The sequence below is a fragment of the Rheinheimera mesophila genome, from assembly GCF_000986865.1.
Taxonomy (GTDB): Bacteria; Pseudomonadota; Gammaproteobacteria; order Enterobacterales; family Alteromonadaceae; genus Pararheinheimera; species Pararheinheimera mesophila.
Genome location: NZ_LAVS01000096.1, coordinates 58,812 through 83,979 on the forward strand (window position 1 = coordinate 58,812; position 25,168 = coordinate 83,979).

Sequence of the window (25,168 nt, forward strand, 5' to 3'; positions counted from 1 at the left end):
TTTTTGGTGATTTTTAAGTGCGCCAATAGCTTTGTTAACATAACGGCAAATACTACCTACTGTGCTGTTTAATTTATTGTAACTCTAAACCATCGCAGAAACGATAAAAATGATAGAATTTTCATACCAAATTTACCACAGCTCATGAAACTAAGTTCTTATTTGCAGTGGCAAAACCTTCAACATCCGTTACTTACGGCTCACAACATTGAACTGTGGTTGCGTTATACCTCTTGTAACAATCCTGACATATCCGGAAATAAATTGTTGAAGCTAAAATACCAGTTGGAGCAGGCTCTGCAACAAAAATATCCGGGGCTGCTAACCTTCGGTGGGGCTTTTTCCAATCATTTAGTGGCCACTGCCGCTGCGGCTGCTGAACATAAGTTACAGAGCATAGGTATCATCCGTGGTGAAGAAGCGGATCTTGCTAATCCGACGCTGGCGCTGTGCCGCGCCTATGGCATGCAGTTAATCCCCGTCAACAGAGAGGTGTATCGGGCCCGCCACGAACCAGGGCTGTTACAACAACTCGCCAGCCAGTTCCCGGATTATTTCCAAATCCCCGAGGGGGGAACTTGTGCAGCAGCAGTACAAGGAGTCAGCGAGCTGGATATGTGCAATACCCCCAAAGGCAAAGCCTCTTTGCTGCTCTGTGCAGTGGGCAGTGGAGGCACCATCGCAGGTTTGATCCATGGCTCACCAAACACGCCCGTCTTGGGGATTGCGGTGGTCAGGGATCCGAGCTTACCGGACAAAATTAAGCAATTTTTACCTGCCGAACGTCCCTGGCCCGAGTGGCAGTTAGTTCAGGCTTTGCATCAGCCAGGTTATGGTCGCTTTGATCAACAGTTATGGCAGTTTTGTTTATCTTTTATCGGGCAGGGCATTCAACTGGAACCTATCTATACCGGCAAGGCGTTGTATAGCGTCTTTGAATTAATCAAAAACGGCACTATACCGGCAGGCAGCCGCCTGAGCTTTTTCCACACAGGGGGATTACAGGCACTGAAAGGTTTGGCATACCGCGGCTTGATCCCTGACTCAGAGTCGAACTACTAAAACCTTAGCCAGGGTTATTCTGACAACTGGTTCTGCGCAATAAGACGAGCCAGTGGCTGACTAAAGTAATAGCCCTGAGCCCCGGTCACCCCGAGTTTCTTCAGGCATTGCCATTCCGGATCCTGCTCAACTCCGGTGGCAATGACCTTGATATCTTTTCCGACACAAGATGCCAATAACCCCCGGATAAATAATTGCTGCTCCAGTTGATGATCGACTCCCCTCACCACAGCAGGGTGAATTTTCAACATTCTGATCGGCAACTCGTCCGTGTAAGGAGTAGCATCCAGGCTCAGCCCCACGTGATCGACAATAAGCTCAAAACCCCACTGCTGTAATTGTAATAGCTTAGGCTTGAGGTTTTTATAGTGTTTCATTAAATGATGTTCATGAAACTCTAACGCTAGCTCGGTCGTTACGATGCTGCCAGAGCTGATCTGTAATTCCAGCCAGTGCCACCAGCCCTCATCCAACAGCGACTGCACATTTAAATTCACACTACAGCGACAGTGCTCCAGCGCTTCGGTTTCGGTCATTTTAGCCACTTTGAGCAGAACATACTGATCGATAGCGCCGACTAAACCACAGTTAGCTGCCATAGGTAAAAACAAAGCGGCTGCTAATTTTTCCCCCTCACTACTGGCCAGTCTGACCAGCACTTCGTGTTGTAAGACGTCATTGTCCTGCCAGGAAAACACCGGTTGAAAGCTTAACAAAAACCGGTTTTGCTTTAACGCATTGTGTAATTCAGTCCGCCACCAGACCGAACCTTTAATTTTTGGCTTTTGTGGGTCGTTAAAACCATAAGCTGCATTTGGTCCTTGTAACTGGGCAGTTTTTAGCGCCATATCTGCTTCAGCCATTAACTGATAGGAACTCTGGCCCTGCTGATACAACACAAAACCTATATGGACTAAATCAAAATCCTGACATTCGGCAAAAAAGTTTGCCTGACTCAACACCTGAGCCAGGCGATCGCCAAGTTGTTCAGCTTCTTTTCCGTTCAGGCCGGGGATCAGTAAAGCCAAGTCATTTTCAGCCAATCGGGCCATCACAGCTTCAGGCCAAGCCGCAACCAGTTCAGCCATTAATTCCGTACAGCCTCTTAAACGCTGCAATTTAATCAGGTTGGATAAATGCAGCTCAGGATGCGATAACTGCACTAAAAATACGGCGCCAGAGGCCACTTCGGCGCTCTCCGTTAAATAATGATTGAGGCGGCTTTCAAAAAATACTCTGTTGCCTATGGCCAGCTCGTGGTCAACCAGACCTTGCACCCGCACTAGTTGGCGGATCTCACTGTCACGCTTCTGCCAGTTTTTCAGCTTCAGTAACACCCGTTGCAACTGAGTTGCCGGATTCGTTTGCCGGTGAAAAGGTAATTCAAGGTGTGTCAGCAGCAATTGAGTTTGTTGCTCAAGCTGTTGCAGTTCCTGTCGAAACTGCTGTTGATAAGGCCGAAGCCAGATCAACCAGGCCAGCCAGAGCATAAAAGGCAAATTCAATACCAGATAATCCAGAGCACTCCAGCTTTGTACCAACTCAGGCGCAAGATGTAACACCGGATTGGAGCCATCCAGAGCGACAAAATCTGCTGCATGCGGGGGCGCAGTGAATTCCAGTTTCAATTGCCCCTGTTCAGCGCTGAGCCAGGACTGTTGTGGCAAAGGTTGCAGCTCCAGCCATTGTTGCCACTGCAACTGCCGCTGCTCGGATTGCCATTGACCAATGCTGTAAAAACTGACATTGACCAGAAGCCACACCAATCCACTTAATACCTGCTGCCAATGACGCTTCTTCTGAACCAACTGACTCAATCCCATCACAACTCCTTTTGCCCCAACCTGTTGCAGGAATGAACTAAGTGTGAGTCAAATTTGGCGTCCATGCCGATTTTTTTACATGCCCGGACGCTCTTGATCAGGTTCAGACAAAAGCACACTGACTTTGGTATAGTGCAAGCAGCACTGAAAAAAGAACAACGGAACCTCAGGATGGAATGGCAAGTAGCAAGCTTCTCTCAACTGGATTCATACACCCTTTACGCCATGCTGCAATTGCGGGTCGATGTGTTTGTGGTCGAGCAAAACTGTCCTTATCCGGAACTGGATAATAAAGACTTAGATCCACAAACCCGCCATATTCTATTGAAAAAGGGCGATAAAATTTTAGCCTACGCCCGGGTTTTAGCACCGGGCGTCAGTTATGAACACAACCCGGCGCTGGGTCGTATTTGTGTGTCACAAACCGCCCGTCGTCTGGCTTTAGGTCGTGGTTTAATGGACAAAGCGTTGGCGGTAGCCAGCAGTTGCTGGCCTGATCAGGAGATCCGTATTTCGGCCCAATGTTACCTGCAGCGTTTTTACGAGTCCTTCGGTTTTGTGGCCTGCAGCGAACCTTATCTGGAAGATAATATTCCACATCTGGAGATGATTCGTCCGGTTGTAGCGGCACAGAACTAAGCACCAGTGCCGTACAATTGTTCGGCACGGTTAAACAGCACCCAGCTAGTTAAAATATACTTATCACCCGATACCGGCACACAGCCCCTGTGCGTATGAGTAAAGTGAGCCGGCGCTATCACCATGCGGCCGGCTTTGGGTTGTATGGCTTTGTTCTGATAATAAAATTCTGTCTGGCCACCTTCGGCAACGTCATTTAAATAAAACATAAACAACAAAGTACGGTGCAAGGCTTCGTTATGTGGCAATTGAGGGTAAACCTCTGAATGCCAGTAGCCATAATTGCCAATGCCCTGTTGATATTTCTGCGCCTGAATAGGACCAAGCCGGTATAAATTACGCACTAACTGAGCGACCCGTGGTGCGCCAAATTCTGCATAGTTTTCCGACGTGATGGTAATGAAATGGTTTTCTGTCGGATGTGGCATACTCATACTAACAGGGCCTATCAAGGCAAAATGATACTTGGCGAAATAGCGCGTCACATAGTCTGTAGTAAAACGGCAAATTTCGTTTAAAACACTGTGATATTCCGGATGTTGGTTCAGGTACAAATCTGTACTGATCTTTTTACTGGTATCTACACCACCACCAGTGCGGCCGGCTGTGGTATGGGGGCTTTGTTCAAACAATTGGATCAGTTGCTGACAAAAATCCCGCGGTAATACATCATCATAGACTTCAATAAAATCATTCATAGTTTTAGGTTATTGTTATGTTTAAAGAAATTATTCAGCCACGTTTCAATGAAACGGACGCTCTGGGTCATATCAACAATACAGTGCTGACGCAGTGGTTTGAAGGGGCTCGCGATCCTATTTTCAAAATATTTACACCCGACCTTGATACCAGGCAATGGCGACTGATCCTTGCCAGTATCAGTGTGCAGTTTAAAGCTGAACTATTTTATGGGCTACCGGTGGAGCTGCGCACTGCGATCAGTAGGGTAGGCAATAGCTCCTTTGAGGTACAGCAAGAAGCCTGGCAACAAGGCCAATGCTGCGCTGTAGGAAAGGCCGTGTTAGTGCAATACGATTTTGCGGCCAGGCAAAAAATACCGTTGAGTGCAGAACAAAAAGTCAGTTTGAGCGCACATTTGGTTTCAGCAAGCTAATCTGGCTTTTGGTCGCGTGCCGCTGGTAATTTCAACTGGTCCTGATTAGTTTGAATACTCCTGTATTTCAGAGGCACAACCAGAATGAAAAAACTCCTGCTCTGCAGTTTGATGGCTTTATCCCCTCAGTTAATGGCATATGACCGGATCACTGGCGCCGATTTTGCCAGCCGCTCCGAAGTGATAGCCCCCCATGCGATGGCGGCGACTAGTCAGCCCTTAGCCACTCAAATTGCGTTGGATATCATGAAACAAGGTGGCACTGCAGTGGACGCAGCTATTGCTGCCAATGCAGCTTTAGGCTTAATGGAACCTACGGGTAACGGCATAGGCGGTGACTTGTATGCCATTATCTGGGATGGTAAAACCAATAAAATTTATGGTCTGAATGCGTCAGGCCGCTCACCAAAAGGGCTGAGCTATAACCAATTATCGAAAGAGCTGAAAAAGCTCGACCGCAGCACTATTCCGCCTTATGGCATGTTGCCGATCAGCGTTCCTGGCGCAGTGGATGGTTGGTTTGAGATGCATCAGAAGTTTGGCAAATTGCCTATGACGCAAATTCTGCAACCTGCCATCACCTATGCTGAGCAAGGTTTTCCGGTCAGCGAGCTGATTGCCTATTACTGGGATAGGTCTGTACCACGCCTGAAAGACCAGCCGGGTGATTTTGTTGGCACTTTTACCATCAACGGCAAAGCACCGGCTAAGGGTGAAATCTTTAAAAACCCTGATTTAGCAGCCACTTATAAAGCGATAGCCACGGGTGGACGGGACGCCTTTTACAAAGGCGACATCGCCAAACGTATTGATGCGTTTATGAAAGCCAATGGCGGTTATCTGCGGTATGAAGATTTCGCCAGCCACAAATCAGACTGGGTAGAACCAGTGTCCGTCAATTACCGGGGTTACGACGTCTGGGAATTACCGCCTAATGGCCAAGGTATAGCCGCTTTGCAGATGTTACAAATTCTGAAGAATTTCGACCTAAAGGCCATGGGCTATAACAGTGTCGAAAGTATTCATACGTTAGTGGAAGCGAAAAAACTGGCTTTTGAAGACAGAGCTAAATATTACGCAGACTCAGATTTTAATAAGTTACCGGTCAAGGGCCTGATTTCCGAAGCCTACGGCAAAGAGCGCGCGAAGTTAATTGGCACTAAAGCAGCACAACGACTGGATGCCGGGAATCCAGCCGCCTATCAGGGCGATACCATTTACCTGACCACAGCCGACAAAGACGGCACTATGGTTTCACTGATCCAAAGTAACTACCGTGGTATGGGGTCAGGTGTGGTGGCGCCGGGTACTGGTTTTGGTTTTCAGGACAGAGGCGAAATGTTCTCTATGGATCAAAAACATGTGAATGCCTATGAACCAGGTAAGCGCCCTTTCCAGACTATTATTCCGGCTTTTATCAGCAAAGATGGTAAACCACTGACCAGCTTTGGCGTGATGGGTGGCGCTATGCAGCCTCAGGGCCACGTGCAGATTGTGGTCAATATGATTGATTACGGCATGAACTTGCAGGAAGCGGGGGACGCTGCGCGCTGGCAACACCTCGGCAGTACAGAACCGACAGACTCGCAAGCCATGTATTTAACCAATGGCGGCTACGTTCAACTGGAAAAAGGTGTGCCGTACGAAACAGCCCGGGAGCTGATGAAAAAAGGCCATGACGTACGTTATGGTTTGGGTGAGTTTGGTGGTTATCAGGCCATCATGAAAGACCCCAAAACCGGTGTGTATTACGGCGCTTCGGAATCCCGCAAAGACGGTCAGGCTGCTGGCTATTAACAGTGGGGCGGAGCTATCAGCTCTGCCCGCAACATCAGATCTTCAACAGATATTGGTTGTATCAACCGACAAAAGGGTCAGAATCAAGGTTCTGACCCTATGCCAACAACTGCTTTAACACTGTTTCCCGCTGTTCTGGGCTTAACTGCTGAACTTGTGTGCTATCAGCTCGTATTTGTTTGAACTGATCCCCCAGCAGAATATCGCGGCCTTGTTCGTGGTGTTTAATGACTAATAACTTCTGCACAAAAATGGTATCTGGATGGGTGCTGTTTAGATAGTTGGCAGGCATAAAATCGACCCACTCACTGGCATAAGGTTCAAAGCCAAACTGGCTTAGCCATTGACCATCCACCCAGGCCTGTACCACGTAAGCACCACTTGGCTCAGTGATTAAACGGAACTGATCAAAATCCTGCTGCTGTACCTGTTGCAGTGAAGATAAAGCAATAGGCGCACGAATACCGTAGCTACCAAAACCTAAATCACAGATCCACTGCTCGCCCTCAGCTTCCACCAGCAACACCATATGGGTTTTAGGGCGGCGCACCGGGTAAAACATCGGGCGACAGGCGACAAACTTGTAGCTGAACCCCAAAGCCTGTAACGCCATCGCAAAAAGGCCATTGACCTCATAACAATAACCGCCACGGCGCTGGCCTACTATTTTATCCACTATCTGTTCCGGTACTAAGGAGACTATCTTACCGGCCTGCACATCCAAGTTCTCAAAGGCGACACTGAAGAGCTGCGCACGCATCAGCTTGGCTAAGGTGTCAGTGCTGCGCTCTAACGACCCTGTATAACCAATACGTTTCAGGTAAGTCTCTAACTGGAAATTTTCTGCATACATAAAGGATTGACCTGCGTAGTTAATGAGTAGCTTGAGCCGCTTTATCCTGTACTAAGATCCAGGGCGATATCACCACAGCCCAAAGTTCAGCTTTTTGCTCCACCCAAAGCTGAGCTTGTGCATCTGAGACTCTGTCAACTAAACCCGCTTGCAGCCAATTCTGTACTGCTGCTTTATCATCCTGACTAAAGGCAAACGCCACTTCGACCAAATCCAGTTGTGCAGACACCTGCACCACAGAGCCTGAGGCATAAAATTTTTGCAGCTCCAGCCAGTTGATCCGGGCGGTCTCGCTGATGATTTTGGCCTTGAGTACATCGGGTTCGACATCAAAATTTTCGTGCATCAATCAATCTCTGAGTTATTCTAATTCGTCGCTTTGCTCGGACACCTGAGCTGCGCTGAGTTCATGTTTTTTCAGCAGTTTGTGAAAGTCTGTTCTGTTGCGCCCGGCCAGTTCTGCAGCCCGGGTGACGTTGCCTTCGGCCATTTTTAACACCCGGATTAAATACTGGCGTTCAAACTGATCACGGGCTTCGCTCAAGGTTGGCCAGAAACTGCGGTTTTGTGATAAAGCCTGCTCAACCAAAGCCACACTCAGCACTGGGCTTTGGGTTAAAGCCACACATTGCTCAACCACGTTCACCAATTGGCGCACGTTCCCCGGCCACTGCGCTGTCACCAGCGCCTGCATTGCATCTTCGGAAAAGCGGTTCACCTGCACACCATGGCGCTCGGCATTTTGTTGCAGCACATGACGGGCTAATAATGGAATGTCTTCCGCTCTTTCTCTTAAGGTGGGCAGTTGCAGATTCACCACGTTTAAACGGTAATACAAATCTTCGCGGAAACTTTGTTCCTGCATCGCCTGTTTTAAATCACGGTGCGTTGCCGACAACACCCGCACATCAATAGGAATAGTCTTAGTGCTGCCGACAGGGCGGATTTGCCGCTCCTGCAAAGCACGCAATAACTTCACCTGCAATGGCATCGGCATATCCCCAATTTCATCAAGGAATAAAGTGCCGCCGTCGGCTTCGCGGAACAAACCTAAGTGTTCATTCACAGCGCCGGTAAAAGCCCCTTTGGTGTGACCAAACAGCTCGGATTCCAGCAAATGCTCAGGCAAAGCGCCGCAGTTAATAGCGACAAAATGGCCTTTAGCCCGGGGGCTGGCTTTATGAATCGCCTTGGCCAGCATTTCTTTACCTGTACCGCTGGCACCGGTAATTAAAACACTGACATCGCGCTGCGCTACACGATAAGCCTGATCCAGCACCTGCTCCATCACTTTACTGCGGGTGATAATATCAGCACGCCATTCATCTTTGCTGGGCACATGGGACTGATGCACAGCCTGCGCTAAAATATCGCGCAAGTCATTATTATTCAGTGGCTTAGTCAGAAAACCAAAAACACCACGTTGTGTTGCGGCTACAGCTTCAGGAATAGAGCCATGGGCTGTCATCAACACCACAGGTAAACCCGGATGGCGCTTGGCGATTTCATCAAACAAGGCCATGCCGTCTAAACCCGGCATGCGCAAATCACTCAGCACTACATCGACTTTATTTTTACCCAGCAAAACCAGAGCGGTTTCAGCGCAGTCGGCGCTGATCACCTGATAGCCCTCGCCTTCCAGGCGTAAAGTCAGCAAACGTAATAAGCTGGGATCATCATCCACCAGCAACAAGCGGGCGCCATTGCTCATGCTTAATTTCCTGTCTGATTTAATTTGGCTTCAATTTGTGTCAATGCATCAATTTTCTTCTGCAAATCTTTGCTTTGCCGACGTAGCCTGTCCAGTTGCTCTTGCTGCTGTGCATTTAAACGCGATAACGCTGTCACTGCAGATTCACTTTCCAGTAATTTTTGGTTGTAGGCTAAATCCCAGCGTAACAAATCGGCTAAGCCTTTAGGCAAAGTGGTTAGTTTGTCGCTCAACTGAGTTTGAGCCGCAAAACGCACCGCATAAGGGCTATCAGGGTGCAGTTTTATTAATAGCGTCTGCAAAGTGGTGACAGGGCTGGTTTTAAAGCTGCGCAATAATAAATCCCGCTCCGCCACTGGCATCAATAACAATTGGGCACGGAAATCGCGCCAGGCTTGCAAAGTTAAAGCATCGTCAGCGATCGCCAGTTCTGCCTTTACAGGTTTAGGCGGTTCCACCTGTTGGGTTTGCACCGGTTCAACTTTGGGTATGGTTTTATTTACCACTGGTACTACAGGTTTTACCCCCTGACAGGCCGTTAACACCAGACAAAGGCCAAGACTTAACCAAACTTTCATACCGCATCCTCAACTAAAGGCAAACGCACCTGAATACATACATCGGCGTAATTCACATCGATAATTTCCGCCAGACCACCTAATAAACGGGCGCAGTCGGCGACAATAGATAAACCTAAACCTGAACCTTGTACTGCATCAAAACGTGGGGCTTTACCACGCTGGAAAGGTTCAAATAATTTGGCCCGCAATTCGGCAGGAATAGGGGTGCCGTTATTCGCCACATCCAACAACATGAATTTATCATGTTGACGTAAATTGACCCAGACATTACTGCCTTCAGCCCCATACGCCTGAGCATTGTTAATCAGGTTATCCAGAATGCGCCGGAACAGCATAGAGTCGGTGTAAATCCGCGGGAGCTGACAATCCAGCACAATTTTTTGTTCACGTTGCTGCAAAGATAACGCATGGTCGTTAAAGCAATTTTGTAGCAGAGTGTGGCTGTCATGCCAGCCAAACTCGGGTTTAGCCTGCTGCAGTAGCTTGTTGTAATCCAACAGTTGCTCTGTCAGCACACTCAAACGGTCTGCACTGCCATTCAGTAAACTGACCACTTCCATTTGCTGGGCATTCAGCGGACCTACCAACTGCTCGCTCAGTAAAGCACAGCCCTCACGGATACTGGACAAAGGTGTTTTAAGTTCGTGGGAGGCATGGCGCAATAAAATCAGTCGTAAAGCTTCCAGTTGCTGTAAACGGGATGCCAGCCAGCGTAGCTGTTCACCCAGTTCAGTCAATTCACGTGGACCATCCACTTTGTCATGTGGGAAGTGGTGACTGGCCTGACCTATAGAACGGATCATGGTATCGAGCATTTTCACAGGCGCGGTAATACGGGCAGAGGCCCACAGTACCAGCAATAAAGTCAACACCACTAAAGCCACAGTTTGCCAGGCCAGGTGGCTTTGTGCTTCTTCGGCATACACCTGCTGTTGTTGCAAACGTTGTTCCAGCAAAGCCCAAATCACTTGAGTCAGTTGCACCTGCTGCTGACGGATTTTTTGCAGAATAGGGCTCAGCTCTTCATTGCTTTCATGCAGATAGCTGTCAAACAATAATTCCAGTTGCTTTTGCTGCTGCGCGCAGAGCACAGGCTGGGCCAGGTTCAGACAAACAGATCCCAGATTCTGCTGGTAGTTATTTAAATGCGTGGCCGCCAGTTGTGACAAGGCATCGGTTTTTAAAATACTGAACTGCAATACCGAACGTTCAATATCATTCACCAGCTTTTGCATATTCTCAGCACGGCGCACATTGGCCACTGAGCTTTCAGCTTCAGCGATGGCATAACGGCTGACATCAGATAAAGCACTGTGACTTTGCCACAACAAAACCCCAAGCGGGATCAAGGCCATAAAAAAACTGAGTAACACAAACTGCCGCAAGGAAGCAGGCTGAACAGGCATTCGCATCAGGACAGGGTTCCACGAAAAATCAGGCGCTTATCATAACGGATTTACAGAAGTAGGTTAAGCACCACGGATGGCTGCGCATAAAACAAAAAAGCCAGTCAGAGACCGGCTTTTCTTCTATACAAAGCAACAACTTAGTTAGCGGCTTGTTCCAACGCGACTGAAGCGCGGGCTTTACGTACTTTAGCAGCAGTGCGGGCGTAAGCATCAGCGGCCTGAACACGCTCTAACTCTAAAACTGCAGTGCCGTTTAAATCAATTTTGCGCATGTAGGTAACGAATACAAAAGCGTTCACCATGAAGAATGCGATAGCTGCGATTAAAAATAAGTCCATAATTCACCCCGTCTTTACTACTGTTCATTTCAGCCTTTTGCTGAGCCTGCCGGTAAATTAGGTAAGAGTAACAACTGCGTACCTCTTACCTAATTTACCGTTACGAACTTACAAATGCAGAGTCTGTGCCAAGTTTTAAAATTAATTTTTAATGATTAAATATCAATAGCTTATGTAGAATTTATTTCATTCCTGGCTGAAACTGAACCGAAACCCGAAAAGATCTGTCGCTAATTAGCAACAGCAAAACGAGGGGCAATTAAATATTGTTAAATTTCAATAACTTAACATGTATGTTTTTTGCGACACTTTTGTCAGGAATCATTAAGAAGTGATAATTCAATTAAATTTCAATAAGTTACGAAAGCAGCAAAATGCGGAATTTACAGCGAAAAGTGAGTCGAATGCGGGATCTATCTAATTAGGCTCAAAGTAAAATTAAATTTTTACTCTGAGCCTCATTCAGCAGCTTAATTAATAAAGCCGTATTTTTGTGCGACTTTGTCGAAGTACTCTAAACATTGTTTAGCGTATTGACGCTTTTCGACATAGCTGCCCGGAAAAAAGCTTTTCTTAAAGCCGTAGGCCACCATATCTTTTAAGCGTTTTAGCGGAATATCAAAGTTATCCAACGCCAGTTTGTATTCACGGCTGACAGTGGTGTTTGATACCAGCCTGTTGTCGGTGCAAATCACAGTAGCGATACGATGGTCCAGCATATCGCCAAACTTATGCGCTTTGATATCGCTGATTGCCGGATTGGTTTGCAGGTTGCTGGTTAAACAGACTTCAATGGCAATACGTTTGTCGGCGATGTAAGACGCCAGTTCACGAATGTACTTTTGTTTATCTTTGATGGCCGGGTCCTGGATCATCTCCGGCACAAACAACGAATACCCATGGCCGATACGGTCGGCATAACACTCGGTAATGGCCTCAAACACACTTTCAGCACCATAAGCTTCACCGGCGTGCAGGGTTTTTAGCAAAAAGTGCTGATGAGCAAACTCGTACACTTCTTTAAATTTGCTGGCCGGATAACCCGACTCCTGCCCTGCCAAATCCAGAGCCACTATAGGAATTCCAGCTTCATCACGCAGCCGCACACTGGCGCGCACTAATTCCATGGCCGCCAGCTTAATGACTTCGATAGGGCTGAAATCCCGCATCAGTTGAAACAAGTTGGTGTAATAAGGAGAGAAGCCTTTGTCGCCAAACATCCGCATAGCGCAGTTGATAATGCCGTAGGCAAAAGCAGGTTTATCGCCACTAAGCACCAAAGCCTGACTATTGTATTGCTGCTGCGCTCGTTTCAGACCATTGTTGACTGCATGCATCACCCGGTCAAAATCTATGCCGGATGGCAAGTCAATTAATAACTGAGGTGCAAAACGCACTTCGATGTAGTTCACACCTTCAAGCTGGTTGTCGATGGCCAGCTCATAGGCAGCCCGCTCCAGATTGTCCATATCGCGCAGCACAGCGCAGGTATACTGGAAACAATGCAGGTATTCGCCCAGATTCTGGTAGCTGTCTTTAAATACCAGCTCTTTTAAGCCTTCCACCGTTTGACTCGGCAGCTTTACGCCGACTTTAGCCGCCATCTCAATCAGACTGTCTAAACGTAAACTGCCATCTAAATGCAAATGCAGATCGGATTTTGGCATTTCTTTAATAAAATCAAGAGAGTAAAAATGCATAACAGAATAAACCTGCAAAATAAGCAAAGTGTTTTAGTTATAGCAGTTAAGTAGCAGAACAGGAATTTAAAAGGAAATGTATCAGGATAACAGGAGAGAAGTGGTGCCCGGGGCCGGACTTGAACCGGCACGCCCTTTCGAGCGAGGGATTTTAAATCCCTTGTGTCTACCGATTTCACCACCCGGGCATGAGCAGAGTGTGTTTGACAACACTGGCAGAACGGGGCGCATTTTATGCTGAATAACTGGCTTTCGTCATGTGTTTTTCATAAAAAAACCGAAAAAAAACATCAAACGCCTAATTTTTCAACAAAAACAAGCTTGTTTCACTGCTGTTGTTGCAAAAACAATCATTCAGCAACGGACATAAAGACAAAAATACTTAGATATTTAGCCGTCTATACTGTTGCAATGTCCAAATGGCCGTGATATTACTAACCACAGTTGTATAAATTAGACTCAATGAAGACTCAAACAACAATGAATTTAACACAGCGTTTCGCTAACCTGCTCACTCTCCTCGTGCTCCTCAACAGGCCACGGGGCTTTGTGCATTGGTAAAACGACTGTACCAGTAAACCAAAAACCCCGTGCCACAGGCCGGGGTTTTTTGTTTTAACCAAGGCCACCAAAACGGGTTTGAATCAATCAATGAGGAAAATGTGATGAGTGGTCAGGACAAAGTCTGGATTTTTGACACCACCTTAAGAGACGGCGAACAGGCCTTGCGGGCCAGTTTAAGCCATAAACAAAAAATTCAGCTAGCGCACGCTATTGCCCGCTTAAATGTCGATGTAATGGAGGTAGGTTTTCCGGTATCCTCCCCTGGCGACTTTGAGTCAGTGCATAGCATAGCAACCCAAGTCAAAGGCCCGATTATTTGTGGTTTAGCACGGGCTGTCAGTGCGGACATTGAAGCCTGTGGTCAGGCGCTGGCCAATGCCGAACGTCGCCGTATTCATACTTTTATTGCCACCTCCCCTTTGCATTTACAGTACAAATTACGCCGCACTTTAGAACAAGCCACAGAACAGGCTGTTGCCGCTATTCAACTGGCGCGCCGTTACACCGATGATGTCGAATTCTCCTGTGAAGATGCAGGCCGCACCCCTATTGATGATTTATGCCGTATTGTCGAAGCCGCCATTAAAGCTGGCGCCCGCACTATTAATATTCCGGATACGGTGGGCTACACCATTCCGAATGAATTTGCCCGCATTATTACCGACCTGCGCAATAAAGTGCCGAATATTGATCAGGCCATTTTAAGTGTGCATTGCCACAACGATTTAGGTTTGGCGGTAGCGAATAGCATCAGTGCCGTTCAGGCTGGTGCGCGTCAGATTGAATGTACAGTCAACGGTATAGGTGAACGGGCCGGTAACTGTTCATTAGAAGAGGTGGCGATGATTATCAAAACCCGCCCGGATATTCTGCCGTTTTACACCGACATTAAAAGCACTGAAATTTATCGCAGCAGCCATTTGGTCAGTCAGATTTGCCATATGCCTATTCAGCCGAATAAAGCCATTGTTGGCGAAAATGCCTTTGCCCATTCCTCAGGTATTCACCAGGATGGTGTATTAAAAGCGCAAAACACTTACGAAATCATGTCGCCTGAGCAAGTGGGTATTCGTCAGAACGAATTAAACCTGACCTCCCGCTCTGGCCGTGCTGTGATCCAGCACCGTTTAAGCGAGATGGGTTATACCTCTGAAGACTACAACTTAGACGAAATTTACAAAGCTTTTGTCACTTTGGCGGACCAAAAAGGCCGAGTCTTTGATTACGACTTAGAAGCGCTGGTGTTTTTCCAGAACTTACAGGACACCAACGAACCCTACAAACTGGAGTTTTTAAGTTCTTCCACTCATACCGGCCATGTCGCCAGCGCTACAGTCGGCATCAGCATCAATGGTCAAACCCACACTGAAGCCGCCACAGGCAATGGCCCGGTGGAAGCTTCATTCCAGGCTATTCAGCGTATTGTCGGCACAGACGTCAAGATGGTCGACTTTAACTTACAGGCTAAAGGCAGTGGTGAAGATGCTTTAGGCCAGGTGGATATTATTGCCGAACATCAGGGCCGCCGTTATCACGGTGCAGGCTTAGCCACTGACATAGTGCGCTCTTCAGTCTTGGCTTATGTGCACGTATTAAATTTAATTGAACGCAGCAAACAGGTGGATGCCGCCAAGCAGGCGCGCCGTTTATCTGAATCACAGACAGAGAAATGATGATGAAAAACTATAAAATTGCCGTATTGGCCGGAGATGGTATAGGCCCTGAAGTGATGGTTCAGGCGTTAAAAGTGCTGGCTGTGGTGTCTGATAAATTTGGGTTCAATATTCAAAGCACTGAAGCTTTAATTGGTGGTGCTGCTATTGATGCGACGGGCGTGGCCTTGCCGGAACAGACACTGGAATTATGCAAAAGCAGTGATGCTATTTTGTTTGGTTCTGTAGGTGGCCCTAAGTGGACCAGCCTGCCACCGGCTCAGCAACCAGAACGTGCGTCTTTATTACCGCTTCGTAAAACCTTTGATTTATTCTGTAATTTAAGACCAGGCCAGATTTACCCGGCTTTTGCTGAGTTATCGCCTTTGCACCCAAAAATCAGCAGTCAGGGCATGGATATTTTATGTGTACGTGAACTGACAGGCGGCATTTATTTTGGTGAAAAAGGCCGTACCGAAGACGCGGCTTTTGATACACAAAAATACAGCGTGGCTGAAATTGAACGTATCAGCCGGGTGGCTTTTGAAGCCGCCACCAAACGCCGCAACAAAGTCACCTCCATCGACAAAGCCAATGTGCTGGCAACCAGTGTGTTATGGCGTGAAGTGGTAGAACGTGTCGCGAAAGACTACCCACAGGTGCAGTTGGAACATATGTATATCGACAATGCGGCTATGCAGTTAATCCGGGCGCCACAGCATTTTGATGTGATGTTATGCGACAACCTGTTTGGCGACATTTTGTCGGATGAAATAGCCGCCATTGCCGGTTCTTTAGGTTTATTGCCTTCCGCCAGTTTAAACGGCTCCAAATTCGGTTTGTACGAACCTGCGGGGGGCACAGCACCGGATATCGCAGGCAAAGGTATTGCCAACCCTATAGCCCAGATTTTAAGTGCGGCTTTAATGCTGCGTTACAGCTTTGCGGAAGAAGCAGCGGCCCGTGCTATTGAGCAAGCCGTGGCCAGTACTTTAGAGCAAGGCATAGTGACCAGAGATATCAATGCAACTTCCAGTTATGGCACAGCAGAGGTAGGCGCCGCAGTCATTGCCGCCTTACATGCTATAGAGACAAAGAGAGTTTAATGATGGCGAAGACCTTATACCAGAAAATTTACCAAAGCCATGTAGTGGCGCCGGTTAACGGCAGCACCGACTTATTATTTGTCGACCGGCATTTAATTCATGAAGTCACCAGCCCACAGGCTTTTGCCGGTTTACGTCAGGCTGGCCGTACTGTGCGCCGCCCGGATTTAACGTATGCCACTATGGATCACAATGTCTCGACTCAGCTACGCAGCATAGATGCAGCGGGCGAAACCTCGCGCAAACAGTTGGAAGCACTGGCCGCCAACTGCAAAGAATTTAATGTGCCTTTGCTGGATTTAATGCACCCGGATCAGGGCATAGTGCATGTGATTGGCCCTGAGCTGGGTTTAACTCAGCCCGGTATGATTATTGTCTGCGGCGATTCCCACACCTCCACTCATGGTGCCTTTGGCGCTATCGCTTTTGGTATTGGCACCTCTGAAGTAGAACATGTACTGGCCACTCAAACCTTGCAGCAGCAAGTGGCAAAAACCTTAAAAGTGGAAATCACCGGCACCTTATCGCCTTTTGTCACGCCTAAAGATGTGATTATGGCGGTGATAGGCCAGTTAGGTACGGCTGGCGGTAATGGTTATGTCGCTGAATTCTGTGGCTCAGCTATTCGTGGTATGAGCATGGAAGGCCGGATGACGCTGTGTAATATGAGCATAGAAATGGGGGCGAAAGCCGGTTTAATAGCACCGGATGAAGTGACTTTTGCTTATTTAAAAGGCAAACCTCATGCACCTCAAGCAGAACATTGGGATGCAGCAGTCACTTACTGGCAAAGCCTGTACTCCGATGACGATGCCGTCTTTGATAAAACAGTGACTATTGCCGCAGAAAACATCAAACCGCAAGTGACCTGGGGCACCAACCCAGAGCAGGTGATAGCTGTCGATCAACCCATTCCAGCGCCTGAGTCCTTCAGCGATTTAATTAAAGCCGACGCCGCGCGCCGTGCTTTAACTTATATGGGCATTGAAGCGGGCCAGAAATTAACGGATCTGAAAGTGGATGTGGTGTTTATTGGTTCCTGTACCAATAGCCGGATTGAAGATTTACGTCAGGCTGCTGCTGTAGTTCAGGGTAAACAAGTGGCGTCCGGTGTGCGGGCTTTGATAGTACCAGGCTCTGGTCAGGTCAAACGTCAGGCCGAAGCCGAAGGTTTAGCCGATATCTTTAAAGCTTCTGGTTTTGAATGGCGTGAACCGGGTTGCTCTATGTGCTTAGGCATGAACGATGACCGTGTTGAAGCAGGCCAACGCTGCGCTTCCACCTCAAATCGTAACTTTGAAGGCCGCCAGGGCCGTGGCGCCCGTACCCACTTAGTCAGCCCGGCTATGGCCGCCGCTGCTGCTATTGCCGGCCGATTTGTTGATATTTCTTATGTAGAACGTGCAGCAGGAGCAAACTAATGAGCCAGATTTTTGCACAGGGCCTGGTTTGCCCTTTAGATAAAAACAATGTCGATACCGACCAGATTATTCCAAAGCAATTTTTAACCTCGGTCAGCCGCGATGGTTTTGCACAAGCCTTGTTTTACGACTGGCGTTATCTGGCCGATGGTCAGCCTAACCCTGACTTTGTGTTAAATGCCCCGCAATACCAGGGTGCATCTATTTTGCTGACCCGGGCTAACTTTGGCTGTGGCTCCAGCCGGGAACACGCGCCCTGGGCTATTCAGCAGTATGGCTTTAACGTGGTGATTGCCGAAAGTTTTGCTGATATTTTCTTTAATAACAGCATCAACAACGGCATGCTGCTGATTAGCTTAAGTGCATCCAATATCGAGTTTTTATTCAGCCGCTGCCAACAAGGCACACAGGAATGGAAAATTGATTTGGCCGGCCAGCAGATTATTCTGGGCAACAACGCCGCTGTGGGTTTTCAGATTGACCCGGACATCAAGCAGCGTTTATTAAGTGGCCTGGATTTTATTGGTGTCAGCGAACAATTTGCCCCACAAATCCGCAGCTACGAACAACAACGAGCCAGTCAGCAGCCTTGGTTAGGTTAACCAGGCTTGAGTAGGGGCCGCGGCTTGTCGCGGCCCGTCCATGGCCACCACGCTCCCCTTTGAAATGCCACCCGCTTGGAATGTGAGACGGGAGAGGCAAGTCTCTGTCTTCTCACTATCGCTCCATCCAGACATCCAGCCATAAACTACTGATTTTATTCAACTACTTGCTTATGAAAAAATGCAGGTAATACTTGGCAAAGTAGTATCTGGCAGTATATAGTTTCATTATTATCAATTTTACCAGTTCACCTACTCACCTCTAAGGGGTATTTTATGAAGAAATTACTGATAGTAGCAGCAGCGGTTGGCGCTTATTTTGCGGCAACACCAGCAGCTTTGGCTCAGGATCAATGGGCCGTCTCTTTGTGTGAATACACCAAAGCCGACGACAAAAACCGTGTCCGTAAAGTGTTGTCGGACAATAAAGTCAATGTTCGTAAAATTTATGATGCGATTCAGTGCAATGGCGAATCTTTAATTAAGTTTGCGATGCGCAGTGATGCTTACGAAACTGGCTCATTTTTTGTAAAACAGATGCCAGCGAAAGCTTTAGTGGCTGAAGATCTGGAAGCCTGGGCTGCAGCCAATGGTTTTGGTGCTTCTCCACTGATCAACGATATTAAAGCCCGTATCGGCCAGGACTAATAGTCTTGCTAAAAACGGCCCGAACAGGGCCGTTTTCTCTTCACGCTGAACTAGTTATCCTTGATTCAGACAGTTTAGTACTGATTTAATCAACGCCCGGAAACCGCATTGCCTTCAATAGTCAGGCCTGCGAAATTAATAAAATCCTCAGCAGTTTCAATACCAGCCAGTGCTGAACCGTCCTGCATTTGAGAAAAAGTAGGAGGCTGTTGAAATTGGAAACTGAGCTTTAATCGCTCAGGCTGCTTTAAAAAGTTCAGCACGGGCTCAGTGATCACAGCAGGGATCTGTGGGTTTTGCATGATCGCCGAACTGAGTTGTTGTTGTGAGCTGTTATAGTCTGTAGTCATCCGGGCCGCAGCCAACTGCTCGAAAAGCTGTTGTAAAAACGCTTTGTTTTCGATTTCAAAAGAACCACTGGCTACACCTATAGCTCCAACTCTCTTCATCAAATCGGGCAGATAGTCAGGTTGCTCGGATTGCTGCTGCTGCTGTTCAGGCGTCAAGCCATGGATATTTTCAGCAAATTGCCATAATTCTGTTACCCCAGTCAGTGCAAAACGATAATTCAGACTGAAGTGGTGATCGACTCTTAATTCCTGCTGAAACGTCAGTTCACCTGTTTTTTCTTTGTACTTGTACTGGTAGCTCATCTCCATCACTAAAGTCGTCAGGTAATCAGCCAGGTCTTTGGGCAAAGCCGCCAGCGCTTGAGGAGCAAGCTTCAGATCTTTTAAGCGGGCAGCACCATCTTTAGGTAAGCCCTCCCGCTGCAAACCAATCAGTTCGACCTGACCTACGCTAACCAAGTCTCCCATACCGGCAATTCCGATATGCAAATTCTGGATTTTATAGCTGGAGGTGATCACATTGGCGGATAACTCACTGTAGCTCATCTGGATAGGTGGCATATCACCCTGCTCAGCCAGTTGCAGATACTGCTGATTACTGCGCTCGATATGGCCTGCCATCAGCTGTTCTGCATGATGATTGGCATACAAAAAACCTGCCACGGCACTGGCAGACAACACCAACACAACTCCAAGCCAAACCTTTTTCGCCATCTTCTGTCTTCCTTCCACAAAACTAACGGCGCCATACTAGCATGAGCAGAAAATAAAACACCTGCTTCAACCTGTGATTCAGTGTAAAAGCCTGTTAATTTGATGTCATTCATCTTCGTTTTTGGTGTGGTATGGAGATCTATTTTCATTGGTTCGATTTATTAGGCATAGCTGTGTTTGCGATTTCCGGTACTTTGGCGGCATGGCGCAAACAAATGGATGGTTTTGGTGTGATAGTACTGGCCACAGTGACAGCTATAGGCGGCGGGACCTTACGTGACCTGATCCTGGATTCTCCTGTGATCTGGTTAAGTGATAATAGCTATTTTTTGGCGATATTTGCGGCTGCTGGATTCACCATACTAGCGGTCCGCAACAGAGTGCTGATCCCCAACAATACCTTACAAATTGCTGATGCTATTGGCTTGGCATTTTTTGTCATTATGGGCACCCAAAAAGCACTGGACCATGGTACCTCGGGTTTTGTCGCAATTATGATGGGCACCATGAGTGGAGTCTGCGGAGGCATGATCCGGGACGTGTTATGTCGTGAAATACCCATGGTATTTCGTGGCGAACTCTATGCGATTACCTGTATTTTTGGTGGGCTCGTTTATGTGCAATTGCTTGGTTTTGGTGTTGCACAGATGCCCGCTATGCTGATTGGTATGGCAGCGTTGTTAGCCTTGCGTCTGGCGGCTATCCGCTGGCATTTGACTATTCCTGTGTTCGGTAAAAAGGCCAACGACCTGCGTTAACTTCACATCATCAGCAGTAGACTCGTATTCTTTTATTTATACAAAAACATATCATTGTCCGTACTGCAGCTTGAAATTGATTAGGAGGCTAACTAAAATATAGTTAGCTTCCTAATTATTAACGAGCAAATTATGAGTTTTCAAAGTTTAGGCCTGCAAGTCCACCAACTATCGCGACAATGGCGTTGTTTATTGGATAAGCAACTGGCCTGTCAGGGGCTGACACAAAGCTCTGGCATCGCCTTAGTATATATCGCTGAGAATCAGGGCTTTAGCCAAACTGAATTGGCCCGTCTGCTCGCTGTAGAGACCCCTTCCCTGGTGCCTGTGCTGGATCAACTGGAAAAACAGGGGCTGATTGAACGCCGCCCTTCAGAACAGGACAGACGCCAGAAGGCTCTGTTTTTACGGCCAGCGGCGACAGATTTAGTCGCTGCGATTAATGAACAGCGCAGCGCGCTACAGCAACAATTATTAGCCAAACTGACCCCACAACAGCAGCAGGAGTTTCCACTGTTACTCAGTCTGGTGTTGCAGCAGGCAGCGATATTGTTGCAGGACCAAAAAAGTGGGGATCTGACATGAGCGCCGAGCAACTGTTTAACCGTTGGGTAAAATGGACCCTGACGCTGTTTGCGCTGGTGTTTGCTTATTATCTGGCCGCAGATTTGTATATGCCTGTCACCACTGACAGTTTAGTACAACGTTATGTCGTGCAGGTGGCTCCACAAGTCCCTGGCCGCGTGGTCGCTGTTGCGGTGCAAAATAACCAGCAGGTGAAAAAAGGCGATTTGTTATTTGAACTCGACCCAACAGACTACCAGCTCAAACTGGAATTGGCTCAGTTACAACTGCAGCAAAGTCAGCAAAATAATCGTCAGTTAAATGCTGCTTTGCAAAGCGCATCTGCCCGTGTCGATCAGGCACGTTTTACTTTGCAGGAGGTGCAAAGAGAAGATCAGCGTTATCAGCAACTTTACAGTCAAAAACTGATCCCTCGTCAGCAACTGGAGCAGAGCCAAACCGCCGTGCTTAAAGCCAAAGCAGAACTACAGGCCAGCACAGCCAATTTAGCAGAACGTGAAGCTGAACTCGGTATGCCAACCGAGGAACTGGTGCAAATTAAACAAGCCCGTAATCAGTTGGCCTTAGCCCAACTGGAGCTGGAACGAACCAAAGTCTATGCCGATGTTGATGGCGTAGTGACCGACTTACAACTGGAAGTTGGGACCAATTTAGCCAGTCATCAGGCCACTATAGCTTTGGTTTCCACTGAGCAAAGCTGGGTCAGCGCTTTGTTTCGGGAGAAAAGTTTGTTGCATGTACAGCGAGGTACGGAGGCTCTGATCACGTTTGACGCTTTGCCCGGTGAAGTATTCACAGCGTCAGTGCGGGATATAGATGCAGGCGTTGCCAATGGTCAAAGTACACCAGATGGCCGTTTAGCTACAGCGGACAGCAGTAGCCGCTGGGTACGTGATGCGCAGCGTTTGAAAGTCAATCTGGCACTGCAACAGCAGATGCCGCCAGCTTTAGTGGTTGGTTCACGGGCTACAGTACAACTGGTGCCCAAAGACCATGGCTTGATGGCGATGTTAGCCAAAAGCCAAATCCAGCTTATTAGTCTGCTGCATTATGTGTACTAGAGATTACAGAGCCCGCAATGTTTGCCCCTAGCCCTTTTAATAAAGTACTGCGGTTGGCTTTTGGTGCCAGTCTCGGTTTACTGCTGGCAAAACTGACAAACTCCGATCAATGGGGAGTATTTTTTACTATCAGTCCGGTGTTGTTATTAGGCCTGATCCCACGCCTGACCCCTTTTGTCGTGCTGCAATACTGCACCGCCAATTTACTGGCTGGCGCTATGGTGCTGTTGTACAGCTGGCTTGGTGCTTTAAGTGCGGTGATGAGCTTACTGGTATTTGTGTATTTTCTCTGGTTATTCCGCCTGATGGCCAAAGGCACGCTGTTTGTCTTTGCTGCTATTGCTATTATCAATGGCAGTATCTTTTTGCATTTTGCCAGCTACCCCAGCATGGATCCGGGCCAGATGCTGAGCAATGCCTTAGTGGCTGTGCTGATGGCGTTGCTGATAGCAGGCACTATGATTGGGCTCTTTCCAGTTCCGGAGCAGCCAATCCAACTGCCTCCGGCGAAAGCAGCGCTTGAGCAGCAGCAACAAAGCCTGGTGGCTGCTTCTTTGGCGACCTTATCTTTTGTGGTATTCCAACTGCTGGATTTGCAGGACTCTCTGTCCGCTCAGGCCAGCAGTATACTGATCCTGCTTCCCATGAGTTTCACTGGCATAGTGCAAGCTGGCCTAAAGCGGGCGTCAGGAGTTTTGCTGGGATCGGCTTATGCCATCGCAGCTCAGGTGCTGTTATACGACAACTATCAGCACTTGCCATTAACCTTACTGGCGTTCTTTTTTGGCTTGTTAATTTTCGCCAGAGCACAACAACTGGAAGGGCCCGGCTCCGGAGTGGCGTTTGGCGGCATGACCACTATGGCCATTATCTTTGGTCAGTATGTAAAACCGGATCAGGATTTAATCTACAGCGCATTGTATCGGATAAGCTCCGTCAGTATAGCGGTGGTCATCACTCTGGTGCTGGCGACCTTGCTGTATCTGCCATTGGAAAGAAAAAGCCCCGCTTAAATCACGGGGCTTTTTTCAGATCAGAACCTGAAGTCTATTCAGCTTTGTCTTCCGTCATGGCTTTATGCAGTTTCACCGCATTACGGCCTTTACGCATACGGATATTGATCATCTCTACCGCCACAGAGAATGCCATAGCAAAATAGATGTAACCTTTTGGCACATGCACATCAAAACCTTCAATCATTAACGTGACACCGACCAAAATCAGGAAAGATAATGCCAGTACCTTAATCGATGGATGCGCATCAACAAAGTCTCCAATAGATTTAGCGGCGAACATCATCACTAATACTGCAGCGATAATAGCAATAGCCATAATCTCAATCTGATTCACCAGACCCACGGCTGTGATCACTGAATCCAACGAGAACACTATATCTAAAATAGCAATCTGGATTAGTACCATAAACAGGTTATTCGCAACCACTTTAGGGCCCGCATTTTCTTCCTCGTCGGCACCTTCCAGACTGTGGTGTATCTCCTGAGTGGATTTTGCTAACAGGAATAAACCACCCCCTATTAAGATCACATCACGGCCTGAAATTTCATTACCAAGCACGGTAAACCAGGTTTCTGTTAACCCCATCACCCAGGAAATAGAAAATAATAAAGCCAGACGGGCAAACATAGCTAAACCCAATCCCATACGGCGGGCAAAAGCACGCTGATGTTCAGGCAAGCGTCCGACCAAAATAGATAAAAAGATAATATTGTCTATACCTAAGACAATTTCTAAAGCCGCCAGAGTTCCCAACGCAATCCAGGCCTCAGGACTGGCGATCCATTCAAACATATCAAGTTCCTATTGGTTTTAATTCACTGCTGCTAGTGTAGCGACTTTATTAGTGAATTTCAGCTTTAACCTGTTGGCTAACTGGCAATGTGGGCAGTTGTTCTCTGTATTCCACCAGAGCATAACGCTGTTTTAACTGCTGGATTTGATCCTGCTGTTCGATCAGAAACTGATTAAAACGCCGAATTTGCTCCGGATGTTTTTGACTGGACAAATGAAAGGCCAGATTACTGAAAGGTAAATGCTCGGCCATCACCAAAGCGCCGGGCAGTTTCATTTGCTCAAGATGATACAGAGCAACATTGTATTCAACATTGGCCGCGTCCACCCTATGCCGAATAGTCATACGCAAGGCCGATTCAGCGTCGGGCACATCCAAAATAGTAAACTTATAGTGCTTTTTCAGTTTCATCCAAAGCGTCGGCGAAAAGCCATGAATATTGGCCAGTACTTTAAATTCAGACAATCTCATCTGCTGCTTGTGCGGCAACACCATAGTGGCTCCCAGGGTATAGATCACCGGAGCGCTGTAATATTTAGTGATCTGTTCATCCACACCTAAATGCGGCTGCCAAGCTTTGTTATCCGGATAAACAAAGTCCGTCAACTCAACGGAGTCTTTGTATAAACGTTTCACAGGCAGAGCTTTAAACACAAATTTATCGCCACTCCACTGGCTGTAAAGCTGCATTAAATCAAAGAAATAACCTCTGGGCTGAGCTGATTTAAAATCGTAATGTGGGTAATAGTCCAACTGCTCTATGCCTATGACATAGGTTTTAGCCTGCAGACTCCAGCACAAACAGAAACCGCACAACATGGTCAATACAAAGCGCATCAGACTGTAGTTTTTTTCACACATACGGCTATC

25 protein-coding genes and 1 tRNA gene are annotated in these 25,168 nt (G+C 47.5%); 13 read left to right on the forward strand and 13 right to left on the reverse strand.

Features of this window, described 5'->3' with window-relative positions:
• Nucleotides 1-144 precede the first annotated feature (144 nt).
• The gene (locus SD53_RS16840; protein ID WP_046521354.1) at nucleotides 145-1,062 is read left to right on the forward strand and encodes a 1-aminocyclopropane-1-carboxylate deaminase/D-cysteine desulfhydrase; all 918 of its coding nucleotides are present in this window, start codon (nucleotides 145-147) and stop codon (nucleotides 1,060-1,062) included.
• A 14-nt stretch (nucleotides 1,063-1,076) separates the two neighbouring features.
• Here the strand turns inward: SD53_RS16840 and SD53_RS16845 are convergent, their stop codons facing one another.
• Nucleotides 1,077-2,885, reverse strand: coding sequence for an EAL domain-containing protein (locus tag SD53_RS16845; RefSeq protein ID WP_046521355.1), 1,809 nt, complete (start codon nucleotides 2,883-2,885; stop codon nucleotides 1,077-1,079).
• A gap of 171 nt (nucleotides 2,886-3,056) precedes the next feature.
• On the opposite strand from SD53_RS16845, the gene SD53_RS16850 reads away from it, so the two are divergent.
• On the forward strand, nucleotides 3,057-3,524 hold the full coding sequence (locus SD53_RS16850) for a GNAT family N-acetyltransferase (RefSeq protein WP_046521459.1): 468 nt from the start codon (nucleotides 3,057-3,059) through the stop codon (nucleotides 3,522-3,524).
• On the opposite strand, the gene SD53_RS16855 is transcribed toward SD53_RS16850, so the two are convergent.
• Nucleotides 3,521-4,222, reverse strand: coding sequence for a 2OG-Fe(II) oxygenase (locus SD53_RS16855; protein WP_046521356.1), 702 nt, complete (start codon nucleotides 4,220-4,222; stop codon nucleotides 3,521-3,523). The genes SD53_RS16850 and SD53_RS16855 overlap by 4 nt on opposite strands.
• 17 nt (nucleotides 4,223-4,239) lie before the next feature.
• Here SD53_RS16855 and SD53_RS16860 point away from each other — a divergent pair, with 17 nt between their 5' ends.
• Together SD53_RS16860 and ggt are read left to right on the forward strand one after the other, a co-directional pair.
• Nucleotides 4,240-4,638, forward strand: coding sequence for an acyl-CoA thioesterase (locus tag SD53_RS16860; RefSeq protein WP_046521357.1), 399 nt, complete (start codon nucleotides 4,240-4,242; stop codon nucleotides 4,636-4,638).
• Nucleotides 4,639-4,722: 84 nt separating this feature from the next.
• Nucleotides 4,723-6,435 (forward strand): gamma-glutamyltransferase, encoded by a 1,713-nt coding sequence (ggt, locus tag SD53_RS16865; RefSeq protein WP_046521358.1) that lies wholly within the window; start codon nucleotides 4,723-4,725, stop codon nucleotides 6,433-6,435.
• 97 nt (nucleotides 6,436-6,532) lie between these two features.
• Here the strand turns inward: ggt and SD53_RS16870 are convergent, their stop codons facing one another.
• The 8 genes from SD53_RS16870 to SD53_RS16905 all read right to left on the reverse strand — a co-directional run bounded on the left by SD53_RS16870 (nucleotide 6,533) and on the right by SD53_RS16905 (nucleotide 13,215).
• The gene (locus SD53_RS16870; protein ID WP_046521359.1) at nucleotides 6,533-7,288 is read right to left on the reverse strand and encodes an arylamine N-acetyltransferase family protein; all 756 of its coding nucleotides are present in this window, start codon (nucleotides 7,286-7,288) and stop codon (nucleotides 6,533-6,535) included.
• Nucleotides 7,289-7,307: 19 nt separating this feature from the next.
• The gene (locus tag SD53_RS16875; RefSeq protein ID WP_046521360.1) at nucleotides 7,308-7,634 is read right to left on the reverse strand and encodes a DUF2288 domain-containing protein; all 327 of its coding nucleotides are present in this window, start codon (nucleotides 7,632-7,634) and stop codon (nucleotides 7,308-7,310) included.
• A 15-nt stretch (nucleotides 7,635-7,649) separates the two neighbouring features.
• Nucleotides 7,650-8,999, reverse strand: coding sequence for a sigma 54-interacting transcriptional regulator (locus tag SD53_RS16880; protein WP_046521361.1), 1,350 nt, complete (start codon nucleotides 8,997-8,999; stop codon nucleotides 7,650-7,652).
• A gap of 2 nt (nucleotides 9,000-9,001) precedes the next feature.
• Nucleotides 9,002-9,577 (reverse strand): hypothetical protein, encoded by a 576-nt coding sequence (locus SD53_RS16885; RefSeq protein WP_046521362.1) that lies wholly within the window; start codon nucleotides 9,575-9,577, stop codon nucleotides 9,002-9,004.
• Nucleotides 9,574-10,992, reverse strand: coding sequence for a sensor histidine kinase (locus tag SD53_RS16890; RefSeq protein ID WP_046521363.1), 1,419 nt, complete (start codon nucleotides 10,990-10,992; stop codon nucleotides 9,574-9,576). The genes SD53_RS16885 and SD53_RS16890 overlap by 4 nt, the downstream gene beginning before the upstream one ends.
• A 134-nt stretch (nucleotides 10,993-11,126) precedes the next feature.
• Entirely contained in the window at nucleotides 11,127-11,327 is a 201-nt protein-coding gene (locus SD53_RS16895; protein WP_046521364.1) for a hypothetical protein, read from the reverse strand.
• Between the two features lie 470 nt (nucleotides 11,328-11,797).
• Nucleotides 11,798-13,027, reverse strand: coding sequence for an adenosine deaminase family protein (locus SD53_RS16900; protein ID WP_046521365.1), 1,230 nt, complete (start codon nucleotides 13,025-13,027; stop codon nucleotides 11,798-11,800).
• A 101-nt stretch (nucleotides 13,028-13,128) separates the two neighbouring features.
• Nucleotides 13,129-13,215 (reverse strand) — tRNA-Leu (locus SD53_RS16905).
• 477 nt (nucleotides 13,216-13,692) lie between these two features.
• Between SD53_RS16905 and leuA the strand changes: the two genes are divergently transcribed.
• The 5 genes from leuA (at nucleotide 13,693) to SD53_RS16930 (ending at nucleotide 19,020) form a co-directional block, all read left to right on the forward strand.
• The gene (gene leuA / locus SD53_RS16910) at nucleotides 13,693-15,264 is read left to right on the forward strand and encodes a 2-isopropylmalate synthase (RefSeq protein WP_046521366.1); all 1,572 of its coding nucleotides are present in this window, start codon (nucleotides 13,693-13,695) and stop codon (nucleotides 15,262-15,264) included.
• 2 nt (nucleotides 15,265-15,266) lie between these two features.
• Complete coding sequence (gene leuB / locus SD53_RS16915) at nucleotides 15,267-16,349, forward strand: 3-isopropylmalate dehydrogenase (protein ID WP_206539971.1); 1,083 nt, start codon at nucleotides 15,267-15,269, stop codon at nucleotides 16,347-16,349.
• Entirely contained in the window at nucleotides 16,349-17,770 is a 1,422-nt protein-coding gene (gene leuC / locus SD53_RS16920) for a 3-isopropylmalate dehydratase large subunit (protein ID WP_206539966.1), read from the forward strand. Before leuB ends, leuC begins: the two co-directional genes overlap by 1 nt.
• Nucleotides 17,770-18,372 (forward strand): 3-isopropylmalate dehydratase small subunit, encoded by a 603-nt coding sequence (gene leuD, locus SD53_RS16925; protein WP_046521368.1) that lies wholly within the window; start codon nucleotides 17,770-17,772, stop codon nucleotides 18,370-18,372. Before leuC ends, leuD begins: the two co-directional genes overlap by 1 nt.
• 276 nt (nucleotides 18,373-18,648) lie before the next feature.
• Nucleotides 18,649-19,020, forward strand: coding sequence for a DUF3718 domain-containing protein (locus SD53_RS16930; protein WP_046521369.1), 372 nt, complete (start codon nucleotides 18,649-18,651; stop codon nucleotides 19,018-19,020).
• 89 nt (nucleotides 19,021-19,109) lie between these two features.
• On the opposite strand, the gene SD53_RS16935 is transcribed toward SD53_RS16930, so the two are convergent.
• Nucleotides 19,110-20,084, reverse strand: coding sequence for an aq_1923 C-terminal domain (locus tag SD53_RS16935; RefSeq protein WP_046521370.1), 975 nt, complete (start codon nucleotides 20,082-20,084; stop codon nucleotides 19,110-19,112).
• A 131-nt stretch (nucleotides 20,085-20,215) separates the two neighbouring features.
• Here SD53_RS16935 and SD53_RS16940 point away from each other — a divergent pair, with 131 nt between their 5' ends.
• The 4 genes from SD53_RS16940 (at nucleotide 20,216) to SD53_RS16955 (ending at nucleotide 23,501) form a co-directional block, all read left to right on the forward strand.
• On the forward strand, nucleotides 20,216-20,842 hold the full coding sequence (locus SD53_RS16940) for a trimeric intracellular cation channel family protein (protein ID WP_046521371.1): 627 nt from the start codon (nucleotides 20,216-20,218) through the stop codon (nucleotides 20,840-20,842).
• 132 nt (nucleotides 20,843-20,974) lie between these two features.
• Nucleotides 20,975-21,427, forward strand: a complete 453-nt coding sequence (locus SD53_RS16945) for a MarR family winged helix-turn-helix transcriptional regulator (RefSeq protein ID WP_052749446.1) — start codon at nucleotides 20,975-20,977, stop codon at nucleotides 21,425-21,427.
• Entirely contained in the window at nucleotides 21,424-22,488 is a 1,065-nt protein-coding gene (locus SD53_RS16950) for an HlyD family secretion protein (protein WP_046521372.1), read from the forward strand. The genes SD53_RS16945 and SD53_RS16950 overlap by 4 nt, the downstream gene beginning before the upstream one ends.
• 17 nt (nucleotides 22,489-22,505) lie before the next feature.
• Complete coding sequence (locus SD53_RS16955) at nucleotides 22,506-23,501, forward strand: DUF2955 domain-containing protein (protein ID WP_046521373.1); 996 nt, start codon at nucleotides 22,506-22,508, stop codon at nucleotides 23,499-23,501.
• 34 nt (nucleotides 23,502-23,535) lie between these two features.
• Here the strand turns inward: SD53_RS16955 and SD53_RS16960 are convergent, their stop codons facing one another.
• Together SD53_RS16960 and SD53_RS16965 are read right to left on the reverse strand one after the other, a co-directional pair.
• Complete coding sequence (locus SD53_RS16960; RefSeq protein ID WP_046521374.1) at nucleotides 23,536-24,297, reverse strand: TerC family protein; 762 nt, start codon at nucleotides 24,295-24,297, stop codon at nucleotides 23,536-23,538.
• Nucleotides 24,298-24,346: 49 nt separating this feature from the next.
• A complete protein-coding gene (locus tag SD53_RS16965) occupies nucleotides 24,347-25,159 on the reverse strand; it encodes a type 2 periplasmic-binding domain-containing protein (RefSeq protein ID WP_046521375.1) in 813 nt (270 codons plus the stop codon).
• Nucleotides 25,160-25,168 lie beyond the last annotated feature (9 nt).

Excerpts from the sequence above, each read along its gene's own strand:
- SD53_RS16840 (WP_046521354.1), top strand. The coding sequence starts at position 145 with ATGAAACTAAGTTCTTATTTGCAGTGGCAAAACCTTCAACATCCGTTA.
- SD53_RS16845 (WP_046521355.1), bottom strand. The coding sequence starts at position 2,885 with ATGGGATTGAGTCAGTTGGTTCAGAAGAAGCGTCATTGGCAGCAGGTA.
- SD53_RS16850 (WP_046521459.1), top strand. The coding sequence starts at position 3,057 with ATGGAATGGCAAGTAGCAAGCTTCTCTCAACTGGATTCATACACCCTT.
- SD53_RS16855 (WP_046521356.1), bottom strand. The coding sequence starts at position 4,222 with ATGAATGATTTTATTGAAGTCTATGATGATGTATTACCGCGGGATTTT.
- SD53_RS16860 (WP_046521357.1), top strand. The coding sequence starts at position 4,240 with ATGTTTAAAGAAATTATTCAGCCACGTTTCAATGAAACGGACGCTCTG.
- ggt (WP_046521358.1), top strand. The coding sequence starts at position 4,723 with ATGAAAAAACTCCTGCTCTGCAGTTTGATGGCTTTATCCCCTCAGTTA.
- SD53_RS16870 (WP_046521359.1), bottom strand. The coding sequence starts at position 7,288 with ATGTATGCAGAAAATTTCCAGTTAGAGACTTACCTGAAACGTATTGGT.
- SD53_RS16875 (WP_046521360.1), bottom strand. The coding sequence starts at position 7,634 with ATGCACGAAAATTTTGATGTCGAACCCGATGTACTCAAGGCCAAAATC.
- SD53_RS16880 (WP_046521361.1), bottom strand. The coding sequence starts at position 8,999 with ATGAGCAATGGCGCCCGCTTGTTGCTGGTGGATGATGATCCCAGCTTA.
- SD53_RS16885 (WP_046521362.1), bottom strand. The coding sequence starts at position 9,577 with ATGAAAGTTTGGTTAAGTCTTGGCCTTTGTCTGGTGTTAACGGCCTGT.
- SD53_RS16890 (WP_046521363.1), bottom strand. The coding sequence starts at position 10,992 with ATGCGAATGCCTGTTCAGCCTGCTTCCTTGCGGCAGTTTGTGTTACTC.
- SD53_RS16895 (WP_046521364.1), bottom strand. The coding sequence starts at position 11,327 with ATGGACTTATTTTTAATCGCAGCTATCGCATTCTTCATGGTGAACGCT.
- SD53_RS16900 (WP_046521365.1), bottom strand. The coding sequence starts at position 13,027 with ATGCATTTTTACTCTCTTGATTTTATTAAAGAAATGCCAAAATCCGAT.
- leuA (WP_046521366.1), top strand. The coding sequence starts at position 13,693 with ATGAGTGGTCAGGACAAAGTCTGGATTTTTGACACCACCTTAAGAGAC.
- leuB (WP_206539971.1), top strand. The coding sequence starts at position 15,267 with ATGAAAAACTATAAAATTGCCGTATTGGCCGGAGATGGTATAGGCCCT.
- leuC (WP_206539966.1), top strand. The coding sequence starts at position 16,349 with ATGATGGCGAAGACCTTATACCAGAAAATTTACCAAAGCCATGTAGTG.
- leuD (WP_046521368.1), top strand. The coding sequence starts at position 17,770 with ATGAGCCAGATTTTTGCACAGGGCCTGGTTTGCCCTTTAGATAAAAAC.
- SD53_RS16930 (WP_046521369.1), top strand. The coding sequence starts at position 18,649 with ATGAAGAAATTACTGATAGTAGCAGCAGCGGTTGGCGCTTATTTTGCG.
- SD53_RS16935 (WP_046521370.1), bottom strand. The coding sequence starts at position 20,084 with ATGGCGAAAAAGGTTTGGCTTGGAGTTGTGTTGGTGTTGTCTGCCAGT.
- SD53_RS16940 (WP_046521371.1), top strand. The coding sequence starts at position 20,216 with ATGGAGATCTATTTTCATTGGTTCGATTTATTAGGCATAGCTGTGTTT.
- SD53_RS16945 (WP_052749446.1), top strand. The coding sequence starts at position 20,975 with ATGAGTTTTCAAAGTTTAGGCCTGCAAGTCCACCAACTATCGCGACAA.
- SD53_RS16950 (WP_046521372.1), top strand. The coding sequence starts at position 21,424 with ATGAGCGCCGAGCAACTGTTTAACCGTTGGGTAAAATGGACCCTGACG.
- SD53_RS16955 (WP_046521373.1), top strand. The coding sequence starts at position 22,506 with ATGTTTGCCCCTAGCCCTTTTAATAAAGTACTGCGGTTGGCTTTTGGT.
- SD53_RS16960 (WP_046521374.1), bottom strand. The coding sequence starts at position 24,297 with ATGTTTGAATGGATCGCCAGTCCTGAGGCCTGGATTGCGTTGGGAACT.
- SD53_RS16965 (WP_046521375.1), bottom strand. The coding sequence starts at position 25,159 with ATGTGTGAAAAAAACTACAGTCTGATGCGCTTTGTATTGACCATGTTG.